General features: G+C 61.4%; 12 protein-coding genes. 11 read left to right on the forward strand and 1 reads right to left on the reverse strand.

From position 1 onward, the window contains the following. Window positions 1-183: transposase (locus tag ACOHX0_RS21440; protein ID WP_420679282.1), on the reverse strand; the 183-nt coding region annotated here is incomplete at its 3' end. Window positions 184-255: 72 nt separating this feature from the next. Here ACOHX0_RS21440 and ACOHX0_RS21445 point away from each other — a divergent pair. The 11 genes from ACOHX0_RS21445 to ACOHX0_RS21495 all read left to right on the forward strand — a co-directional run bounded on the left by ACOHX0_RS21445 (window position 256) and on the right by ACOHX0_RS21495 (window position 9,921). Next, window positions 256-450 carry a helix-turn-helix domain-containing protein gene (locus tag ACOHX0_RS21445; protein ID WP_420679283.1) on the forward strand — a complete coding sequence of 65 codons (195 nt, stop codon included), beginning with the start codon at window positions 256-258 and terminating at the stop codon, window positions 448-450. A gap of 194 nt (window positions 451-644) precedes the next feature. Then, window positions 645-2,120 (forward strand): glycosyltransferase family 2 protein, encoded by a 1,476-nt coding sequence (locus ACOHX0_RS21450; protein ID WP_420679285.1) that lies wholly within the window; start codon window positions 645-647, stop codon window positions 2,118-2,120. Continuing rightward, window positions 2,117-3,085 carry a glycosyltransferase family 2 protein gene (locus ACOHX0_RS21455; RefSeq protein WP_420679286.1) on the forward strand — a complete coding sequence of 323 codons (969 nt, stop codon included), beginning with the start codon at window positions 2,117-2,119 and terminating at the stop codon, window positions 3,083-3,085. Before ACOHX0_RS21450 ends, ACOHX0_RS21455 begins: the two co-directional genes overlap by 4 nt. Window positions 3,086-3,180: 95 nt before the next feature. Beyond that, window positions 3,181-4,170 carry a glycosyltransferase gene (locus ACOHX0_RS21460; RefSeq protein ID WP_420679287.1) on the forward strand — a complete coding sequence of 330 codons (990 nt, stop codon included), beginning with the start codon at window positions 3,181-3,183 and terminating at the stop codon, window positions 4,168-4,170. Between the two features lie 2 nt (window positions 4,171-4,172). After that, window positions 4,173-5,270 (forward strand): acyl-CoA dehydrogenase, encoded by a 1,098-nt coding sequence (locus ACOHX0_RS21465; protein ID WP_420679288.1) that lies wholly within the window; start codon window positions 4,173-4,175, stop codon window positions 5,268-5,270. After that, window positions 5,267-5,971: a PIG-L deacetylase family protein gene (locus tag ACOHX0_RS21470; protein WP_420679289.1), complete on the forward strand. Its 705-nt coding sequence runs from the start codon at window positions 5,267-5,269 to the stop codon at window positions 5,969-5,971. Before ACOHX0_RS21465 ends, ACOHX0_RS21470 begins: the two co-directional genes overlap by 4 nt. Beyond that, window positions 5,971-6,534 carry an SAM-dependent methyltransferase gene (locus tag ACOHX0_RS21475; protein ID WP_420679290.1) on the forward strand — a complete coding sequence of 188 codons (564 nt, stop codon included), beginning with the start codon at window positions 5,971-5,973 and terminating at the stop codon, window positions 6,532-6,534. The genes ACOHX0_RS21470 and ACOHX0_RS21475 overlap by 1 nt, the downstream gene beginning before the upstream one ends. Next, complete coding sequence (locus ACOHX0_RS21480; protein WP_420679291.1) at window positions 6,531-7,643, forward strand: glycosyltransferase family 2 protein; 1,113 nt, start codon at window positions 6,531-6,533, stop codon at window positions 7,641-7,643. Before ACOHX0_RS21475 ends, ACOHX0_RS21480 begins: the two co-directional genes overlap by 4 nt. 1 nt (window position 7,644) lies before the next feature. After that, window positions 7,645-8,133, forward strand: a complete 489-nt coding sequence (locus tag ACOHX0_RS21485; RefSeq protein WP_420679293.1) for a YciE/YciF ferroxidase family protein — start codon at window positions 7,645-7,647, stop codon at window positions 8,131-8,133. A gap of 651 nt (window positions 8,134-8,784) precedes the next feature. Continuing rightward, a complete protein-coding gene (locus ACOHX0_RS21490; RefSeq protein ID WP_420679294.1) occupies window positions 8,785-9,546 on the forward strand; it encodes a BON domain-containing protein in 762 nt (253 codons plus the stop codon). A 78-nt stretch (window positions 9,547-9,624) separates the two neighbouring features. Next, complete coding sequence (locus ACOHX0_RS21495; RefSeq protein ID WP_420679295.1) at window positions 9,625-9,921, forward strand: PRC-barrel domain-containing protein; 297 nt, start codon at window positions 9,625-9,627, stop codon at window positions 9,919-9,921. The last annotated feature ends 317 nt before the right edge of the window (window positions 9,922-10,238 follow it).

Consider the following 10,238-nt stretch of genomic DNA (forward strand, 5'->3'; position numbering starts at 1 on the left):
CGACAGGCAGAACTGGATCGCCGCGTTCGAGAAGACCGGTGGGCGCCCTGGCCGTCCTTCATGCGGCGCGAGCCAGGTCATCTCTTTATCCAGCCAGATCAGAAGCGAACCGCGCTTCCTGAGCGCACAGTTGTAGCTGGACCAATTCGTCGTGCGGTAGCGGGCAGGTGCGGGCTTACTCATCGGCCCCGTCTAACCGCATGGATTCGTGATGTGAATCCTTAGCAGTAAGAGTTCTGCAACAACGCCCTTCCCATGACCCAGAGCCAAATTGCCGATTATCTTGGGCTCACGAATGTCTACATCAGCAAGACATTCATCCGGATGGAAAAGGAAGGCTATATCCGCCGCGAGGATGGCTACTTGCAAATCCTGAAAGAAGACGAACTGATTGAATTGACCGATTTTGACGACCGTTACGTGGACACGTCCTGGTTTCCGCAGGGGTAGCTTCCCTCAATCCAGTTGGAAGCGCCGGGGACTAAGAACCGGCATGCTCGAAAGAGATGGGTAATTCTGCCTCTCGCCCGAAATTTCGGGAACCTATTCGCAACGCAGCACGTTGGACTATCGGTAGCGCCCGTAAGCCGACAAGCTACTGACTTTGAATAATATTGCTGCACGATAACGCCTGGGGGCGGATAATGGAACTACGGCTGCTGACAGTCTCTGGATTGGTGCTGCTCGCGGCGGCGGTCCCTCTCGTGGGGGGCGCGTTGTGCGGCCTGATCATCGCGCTCCAGCTGGTTCTGATCGTCATTCGGCCGATCGCGGCGCATCTGCCGGGCCAGACCGGCGCCAGCCGCCCTGCGCAGGAGCGTCCACAGTTCTCGGTCCATGTAGCAACTCACGCAGAACCCCCTGCCCTAGTGATCCGAACCCTGAAGGCCCTGCTTGCTCAGGATTGGCCGGCGAATGGCTATGAGATCATCGTGATGGACAACAACACGGCAGATGAAGCGTTATGGAAGCCGGTAGAAACCTTCTGCGCGGCGCACTCCGATCGCGTTAAGTTCCTGCACCGAAACAACGTGGAAGGAGCCAAGGCGGGCGCCCTCAACATCGCGCTGGCACACACTGGTCCCGCAGCCACTCATATCGTCACCGTTGATGCCGACTACGTGGTGCGCCCCGATTTTCTGATGTTAGCTGCCGGGGCGCTGAACAGGACCGGCGCCGATTATGTCCAGTTTCCGCAGTCTTACCTCGGTGCTGCCAGCATTGCTTCCGGCGTGGACGCCGAACTTGAGGAGTATTTTCGCACGAATGCGGTTGTCGCCGGCGAAGCCGAGGCAGTCCTTCTGACAGGCACCCTTTGCGTTATCTCCAAGACAGCCCTGAATGCCGCTGGCGGCTGGTCTGGCCGGACGACGACGGAGGATGCGGAGTTGGGTGTGCGGCTTTGCAACAGCGGATATGCGGGCCGTTTCATCCACCAAATCGTTGGTCAGGGGCTGCTGCCGTTCTGCCTCAAGGATCTCGAAAAGCAAAGATACCGCTGGTGCAGCGGCAACTTTCAGACCTTGCTGCACCACTTCGGGACGATCCTCACGCCGAATGGCTCTTTGACCCTGGCCAAGCGGGTCGTGATCCTGTCGCAGCTCACAGCTTGGTTAAATCTGGCGCTTTTGCCCTGCGCGCTGTTGCTGATCTGGCTTGTCACTGGGCAGGCGAATTCGGTCGCGGCGATGCTGGCCGCTGGTGGCATCGTGCTCAGCCTCTGCGACGTGGTCGTGCGTGTCACCGGACGTGCTTTGCGCGACAGGCTGGCTCCCCGGGTGACCCTGCATGCGCTCGCCTGCCGTATCGCGCTGGCCCCGCAATCAGCCAGGGCGACGTTCGACGCGCTCTGTGGCGGCCGGCTGAACTTCATCGTGACCGACAAGTCCGGCGCCAAGTCCGGCGCGCGCGGGGGCGCCGTCGGAGGGCTGTATTTATGCCATTCGCTGCTGTTCGCAATCGCGTTTGCCGTCCTATTCACCTCGCAGCCCGTAAATTTCCTGATCGTCGCCGGGTTGTTGAGCCTGATGCTGCCGCTGCCGGCCGCGTGGATCACCGACAGAAGCCTGCGCAGCTATTATCAGGCAATAGTCGCGGCACCGAAGGAGGTCACCAGATGAGTTCCGATCCCCGCAATCCGTTGGCCGACATCATCATTCCGACCTACAATCGCGCCCATCTGATTAACGGAGCCGTCCGCGCGGCGCTTGAAGGAAGCTGGTGGAACACGCGCGTCACCGTCATCGACGATGCCAGCACTGATGCGACGCGCGAAGCCTTGCGCCCGTATTTTTCCAATCCGAAGTTCAACTACGTTCGCCTGAAGAACAATCTCGGAACCGCGCAAGCGAAGAACGCTGGCCTATTATTGACGAATGGCGATGCCGTAACCTTTCACGATTCCGACGACCTCCCTCATCGCGACAAGATCCTCCATCAGGTGCGGGTTCTGACGGCGCCTCATATCGGAGCGGACGAGTGCCTGAACTGGGCCATGTCCGGCAAGACCGCTGGTCAGACGCTCGAGGTCAGCGCTGCGCTCACCCATCACGAGTTGATCCTGCCGGACGGACGCCGTGTCGAGATCCGACGCGATCTGTCCCTGCTGGATGACGTGTTCCCCAACCTCCAGATGGGAAGCCAAGTGCCGGGTGACTGGACACATATCAATTCCGGCCTGTTCCGCGCGGATGTATTTCGACGCCTCGGCGGGTTCGAGGATTGTATCGAGGAGGATCGTGAATTCCGCAATCGTCTGATCCTGAACGGCGAAGTCATCTGGATCGTGCCTGAGCTATTGCTGACCAAGATCGAGACATCCGGCAGCCTGACCCAATCGGCGGCATCGGACTACAACAGCATTACGCGGCGCGCGGCCCGGCAGATGGTTTGGCGGAAGGTCGAAAAATGGCGAAATGACGGAGAAGTGGATCCGGTGCCGGTGGATATTTCCCAACTGGACATCGATTTCATCAGCGCTCCGGGCCTCTTGCGGCGCCGCGAAATACCGCTGACACCGCGCACGGCTGCGCTGGTAGAGGAAATACTTCTTGACTCGGCCGGCAGTCGGATGATCGCGCAATGAATGTGGTTCGCAGAAGACATCGCAGGCCGCAGATCGCAATCATCGATCCATGCAGCGCCGCGGGATACGATCTGCACGACCTTGAGACAGGGGGCTTGGGCGGCACCGAAGCGACAATCCTCCGCGTCACCAGTGCTTTGAGCCCGGAATTCGAGATCGGAATCTATCAGGCGGGACGCAACGCGCGCCATCGGTCGCAGGCGGGGGAGCTTCGTCCATTGGCAGACGCATTCAGGTCCGGCGTGCCGGATGCAGGGCCGGATGCAGGGCCGGATGCAGGGCCGGATGCAGGGATTGTCATCAACCGCTGGAAGGTCGCCCTAAAGCTGCGCAAACGTTATCCGCACCTGCCAATCTTCCTGTGGCTGCACGTCTATCCGGGACGCCACAACCGCAAAATGGGCGCGGCCTTGAAAGCTGCCAATATCGCGGTGATTTGCGTCTCGCATACGCATGCCGGGAAGGTCGCGGAATTTCTCGGGCAGGCGAGCAAGCCAGACATTCGGGTGATCTACAACCCCATCGCAGATGGGCTCTGCCCGACCGGCGCTCCGCGCGACATAAACAGGCTTCTCTTCGCCAGTTCGCCGCACAAGGGACTGGGCGAGGTCTTCCGGCAATTCGCGTTTCTGCGGCGAAACATCCCGGCACTGAGGCTGGCAGTGGCTGACCCCGGCTATCTGGCGTGGGATACCGGCCCGGTTCCCGAAGGCGTCGTGTTCCTCGGCTCGCTCTCGCATCCGGCCCTGATCCGGCAGATGCGCCGGTCGCTTTGCCTGTTTTATCCGCAGACGGTTTTCGCCGAAACATTCGGTCTCGTCCTGGCAGAAGCCAACGCGGTGGGCACTCCCGCACTCGTGCATGATGGCTTAGGAGCGAACGCGGAGATCGTGGCGGACCCGGCTCAGCGCGTGGACGGGCACGACCACGACGCAATTCTCGGGCGCATCACCGAATGGCGGCGCTTGCCGCCCCGCGTCACGGCCAATCCCGACTTCCGTTCGGAAAGCGTAGCGGAAAACTGGGCGCAACTCTTGTCCCAAGTAATCGAAGGGCGGACAAGCGCAAAGGAAGGTGAGGTATAGACATGCGTCCTGACGCTGAAAATACCGCTGACGCTTTGCCATTTGGCAGACATGGTGTTCCCGGCCATGTGCTTGCCGGACTTCTGGAAGGTGCCGCCGCCGAAGAACAGGGAGCCCGCCCGATCAGCCGCTCCATTGCGCTGCTGCGGGAGGCCGGATTGCTGACCGACGATGGCACGGCCGACCCTGCCCGAACAGCGCGCGCGCTCATGCGGATCGGAGCCGCCAACCTGTCGGTTGGCCGTCTGTGGGAGGGGCATGTCAACGCGCTGCATCTGATCCGTCTATATGGCGATCCCGATCAGCGGTCTGCGGTGCATGGCGAGATCGCGAATGGCGCATTCCTAGGCGTCTGGGGGGCCGACGGTGCCGACCCGGTGACCGTCGGCCCGACCGGCTCCAAACTGTCAGGGCGAAAGCGCTTTGCCTCCGGTCTTGGAACGGTCTCGCACGCTGTCGTGACTGTCAACTCAGGCCCGGAAGTGCGGCTGGCTCTGATCGGCGTCGGGGACCTGGACCGCGCAGATCCTTTCGATTGGGACATGCAGGGAATGAAGGCCACCGCCTCCGGCAGCTACGATTTCACCGGCCTCGCGGTGGACAGCATCGGGTGGATCGGCGCGCCGGGGGACTACCTGAAGGAACCGCATTTCGCAGGTGGTGTCTGGCGGATCGCAGCCTTGCAGACGGGCGGGGCCGTGGGACTGGTTGATGCAGCCTCGGCGCAGCTTCGCAGCCTGGGACGGATGCAAGCGGAAGCCCAAAAGAGCCGGCTGATGACAGCTCTGGCGAAACTCTGGGCCGGAATGGCGATGACCGAACGCGCGGCACAAGCGGCTGCCCGCGGCGATCTGGACGCGGAACGTGTCGTCTGCACCTCGACCTCGGCAAGGCTCTTCACCGAAGAGGCCGCCCTGGACGCAATCCGAGCGGTCGAGCAGAGCCTTGGCCTTGGTCACTTTGCGGAAGGCTGCGAAACGGGCCGCATGGCCCGCGACCTGTCAGTCTATCTCCGGCAAGCGGCGCGAGATGCATTCCTGCAGCGTGCCGCCGAGCACGCGCTCGGCCATGACCGCCGGGTCTGGGGGGTGTTCGGATGAATGTCGCCCGCCGCCAGCCCCTTGCAGACGTTTTTGAAGGCCGGGAAAAACTCGTTGTCCTCGCGCCCCACCCGGACGATGAGGCCCTTGCCTGCGGGGTGTTACTGGCGCACACCTTCGCGGGCGCTGGCGGCCATGTGATCTGCATCACCGATGGCAGCGCAAGCCATCCGCAATCCCTGAAATGGCCCTCGGAGCGCCTCGCCGAACGGCGCCGCGCGGAAATGATCGAAGCCATCGAATGCCTTGGCGGGACAGCGAATGACCTCACCTGGCTGGGTCTGCCTGACAGCAGGCTCCACGAAGCCGACGCAGCTTCAGTGGCGGCGGACTTGGATGCCATCATTGTTGATCTTGGGGTGGCACATGTGTTCAGCCCCGCCGTTGAGGATCACCATGAGGATCACCAGGCGGTGGCCCGGATGGCTCGCGAGTTGCGCCGGCGGCGGCCGGAGTGGTGGTTCTACAGCTACCCGGTCTGGAGCCGGTGGGACGATCCGCGGTTCGCGGAAAATATCTCGTGCCATGACCCCGTGTTCCTGCCGCCCGGCAACCTGCGTGACGCCAAACGCGCGGCCATCAGCGCGCATCGGACCCAGCTGGGCCAGATCGTGCCAGATGATCCCTCCGGATTCGTTCTGTCCCCGGCCTTCGTCGAGAAGTTCGTCCGCGAGGACGAGATCTTCTGGAGGATGCCATGATGGCTGTCGGCAAGAAGCATCTGTGCGCCCTCTATGCCGAAACCGATGATCCCTGGAATTTCAGGCATAGCGATTACGAACAAGCCAAATTCGCGGCAACGCTGCAGGCGCTGTCCCGGAATCGTTATCGTCACGCCTTTGAGCTTGGATGCGGAAACGGGCAGCTGGCGCGGCATCTGGCCGGTCTGTGCGACCGCTACACCGGAATGGATGCTGTCGCCATCGCGGTAGAGGCCGCACGGCGGGCGGTGCCGACAGCAACCTTCATCCAGGACTTCTACCCCTGCCCCCTGCCCAATGAAAACTTCGACCTGCTGATCCTGTCCGAGATCCTCTATTTTCTGGATCGAGCCAGCCTGCGCGGCCTGGCCCGCGGGATTGCCGACAGCTGGCCAGAGACCGAGATCATCTGCGTCACGTGGCGAGGCCCGACCGGCAACGCGCTGGAAGGCGAAGACGCTCTTCAAATATTCATGAACGCTTTGGCGACCCACTCATTCACCCGAAGGATACGGACGAAGGACTACCGCATCGACCGCGGGCTCCCAAAGGACTGCGCATGACCCTCTCTATCCCGAAAACTGTCGCGATCATCATCCCCGCGCGAAACGAGGCGAACCGAATTGCCGCGTGCCTGAAAGCTCTCGCCGGTCAGCATCCGCAGCGTGTCCGCGTAATCCTGGTCGTGAACAATACCACAGATACGACGGCCGCGATCGCGCGCAAAGCGGGGGAGCTGTCGGGCCTCGATCTCAGGGTGCTCGTTCGGGATATTGGTCCCGGCCAGGGGGCCGGCACCGCACGTCGTATCGGGTGCGCGCACGCGGTGTGCACGATGCCGGACCTGCGCTATTTCATGACCACGGATGCCGATTCCATTGTGGCGCCTGATTGGGTCGCCCGGAACCTCGCACATCTCCAAACGGTGGGTGCCGTCTGCGGCAAGGTGGATCTGATCGCCGAAGAAGCCGGAATTCTCAACAAGATGGATCGCCGACTCGCCACCGACGAAGGCACGTATCGCTGGCTGGTACAGGACGTCTACGCCCGTCACGCGCCCGGCTGCGCCGATATCCGAGGCACCCATGGCGAGGCCGCCGGGGCAAGCCTGAGTTTCACGAAGTCAGCCTACCTTGCGGTGGGAGGTTTCGCGCCCGTCACATGCGGAGAAGACCGCCGGATTGTCCGGGCATTCCGCAGCGCCGGTTTCCGGGTCGTACACGCGGACGACGTGACAGTCCAGGCTTCGTGCCGACTGACAGGCCGGGCGGCGGGGGGCATGTCGGATGCGTTGAGCGTCCGGATCACGGGCGGCAACTACCTGGTGGACGATTGCCTGCCGCCCGCCGGCTGGATCGTGAAACAGGCCAACCACGGGGCGCTTGGCCCTTGGCCGCCTCTTGTGCCCGACAGCCGCCGCCTGCGCGTCGGAGATCTGCCGGCAAACATCGAAATATTGAAGAAATTCCAGAATTCGGGGCCGTTCCTGGCGGTCCCGATCACTTCGGCCGGTTCCCTGCCTCGTTCCCGCCTTGGCGCGGTGCGGCCGGACAAGGGGTCAGCGGCTGTCCCCGATGGCTCCACCCCGCCGGCCAGCCCTCTCTGCAAAGCGGGCGCGGCCGGCAGCCCCCAAATCGAAATGCCGGAAATCCCGGCAAGAAAGGGAGCATGAGATGACAACCCTGAAAGATCTATATATCGAGGAACTGCAGGACCTGTGGTCAGCGAACGAACAGATGTCCAAGGTGGTCTCGGCGATGGCTGACAAGGCCTCCGACAAGAAGCTGGCCGACCGGCTGAGTTCCGCCAAGGATGGTATCGACCGGCACACCCGCCTTTTGAAATCTCTTCTTGAAGAGAGTGATGCGAAGGTTGAGAAAGAGCATTGCAAGGGCATGGAGGGGCTGGTTGAGGAAGCTCGTAAACATGCACTCGACAGCGACATAAGCGGTGCCACGCTCGATGTCGCGATCATCGCGCAATACCAGCGGCTTTGCCACTACGGGATAGCGGGGTTTGGCACGACCAAGGCCTTCGCCGAGGCGCTCAACGAGGATGAGGCCGTCCGGAAGCTCGACCAGGCCTTGGACAACATCTACGAGTCCGACGACTTCATGTCGGAATTGGCCGAACGGTCCCGAAACCTGGACGCTGCGGGCTGACCCCCGCAGACGACCGGACGCCGAATGTTTCTGTCCCGGGGCCATTCCAAGACACAGAACCTACGCGATCCCAAACGCGGAATGTAAAGCGGTCTTGAGAATTAGCTTGGACTCACAACCAGAGCCATCCCGCACGTTCCTATGCGGGATGGCATTGCGTTTCGCGTCATAACTTCGTTCGCGGCCGCGGGTCTGATTTCGGCAGGAGCCACCTGCTGCTTTTAAACACCGGTGACTTTCTTCGGACTGGCGGTCCGGTAAAGATATGCCGCTCGCGGGACGACGCGGAATGATGATGGTAATTACCAGTAGCTGTTGCCGCGCGCTTGTCTGGATCATCGCGGGAGATGAGGTCCCGATCTACGTTAACTGCTTCGGCAACTACGCAGAGACAGCCGGACCCTCAGAAGAGCAGCCAAAGAATCGCACTGTTGGCCAAAGCCCCATGAAAGGCGGAGCCTTCGAGCGCATCCAACTGGTTTAAAGCGATCTTCAACTATTTTGCGGACGGCCTAATTCCGCCTAAGCATGCTGCCCTGTTGGGCCATTCGCCGCCGGGAAGGTCCATGACCGGAACCTCCAAAACTCCTGAGGGTTAAATTTTCAGGCGAATAAGCATTCGCTCCAATCAGAATATCAGGAGGAAAACACATGCCACGACGTGACGACGACTACGACAGAGATCGCCACGAGAGAGATCACGGCCGTCCTCGATATCGCGATGACGATGATTGGGATCACAATACGGGCCGACGCGGCGGCGCCGGAGACCGCTATATGCGGGAAAACTACGCGCGCCGTGGCAGATCTCTTCCGGAATACGAATCAGACTACGGTGCCCGTTCCGATCGCGAGTATCGAGGTCGCGGCCACGATGCGCTGCGGGGCGGCCAACGCCGCAGCCGCGACTGGGATGATCATGACCAGAATGATCGCTACAGCGCCTCCCAAGGCTACCGGCGTGGATACGCCGGCGACAGCTTTCGTTCTTCAGAAGGCTATGACGACCGCTGGAGCGACCGGGACCGCCATGGCCGCGGGGACGACCGCCGCGGATGGGGTGATCGCGCCGCTGACGAGGTGCGATCCTGGTTCGGCGATGACGACGCCGAGCGGCGCCGGGAGAGAGACCATCGCGGGCGCGGTCCGAAAAACTATCAGCGGTCGGACGCGCGTATCGAGGAGGACGTCAACGACCGGCTCACGGATGACAGCCGGCTGGATGCATCCGAGATCGAAGTTTCAGTCTCGGATCGGGAAGTGCACCTTTCCGGCACTGTCTCGTCTAAGGCGGAAAAGCGGCGTGCGGAAGATTGCGCCGATGATGTCTCCGGGGTTGAGCACGTGCAGAACAATCTTCGGGTTGTGCGCGAAGGTGAAGAAATCAGAACCATCGCCGGCGGCAAAGCATAAAGCTAATGCACGGGGCTCCTTGAAACGGGGCCCCGGCTCAAATCAACCCTTAAGCACACTAAAACACAGGAGAACGATATGGATCATTCCAATCATACCCCCCTTCGCCCCGATGAGCTGAATGCATCGACAGTGGAAGGTGCCGACGTTTACGGGCCGGATGATAACAATATCGGCAGTGTCTCGCATTTCCACGGCACCGGGCAAACTGCGGAAGCGGTTGTCGATGTCGGAGGCTTTCTCGGTCTCGGCGCGAAGCCCGTCGCATTGCCGGTGACAAGCCTGAACTTCATGCGTGACGAAAACGGCGCAGTGCATGCGACAACGTCGATGACGAAGGATCAGTTGAAGAATCTTCCTGAACACAACCACTGAGACTTTACTTGTTCGATATCACGGAGGCCGGCGCTCTCTGGCACAAGCGCCGGCCTTTCCATATTCAGTATTCGGAATTACAGCGGGTCCTTCCTGACTGATCATCTGGACACCTCCGGAAACCTCTGGCTGATCGGCGGATAACGTGATTCACTTCCCGCGTAACGGGGAGGCGGCCATGTCGAGGCAAGCAAAGCCGCGTGCGGACGGCAGTAAGCCGGTCGACCTCGCGATCCCGATGTTCGGCTATAAGAGCCATATCTCCATTGGTCGCCAGAATGGGATTATCCGCCGACAGACCGTCACCGACGCGGCCC

Source organism: Cribrihabitans pelagius, from assembly GCF_048820915.1.
Lineage (GTDB): Bacteria > Pseudomonadota > Alphaproteobacteria > Rhodobacterales > Rhodobacteraceae > Cribrihabitans_A > Cribrihabitans_A pelagius.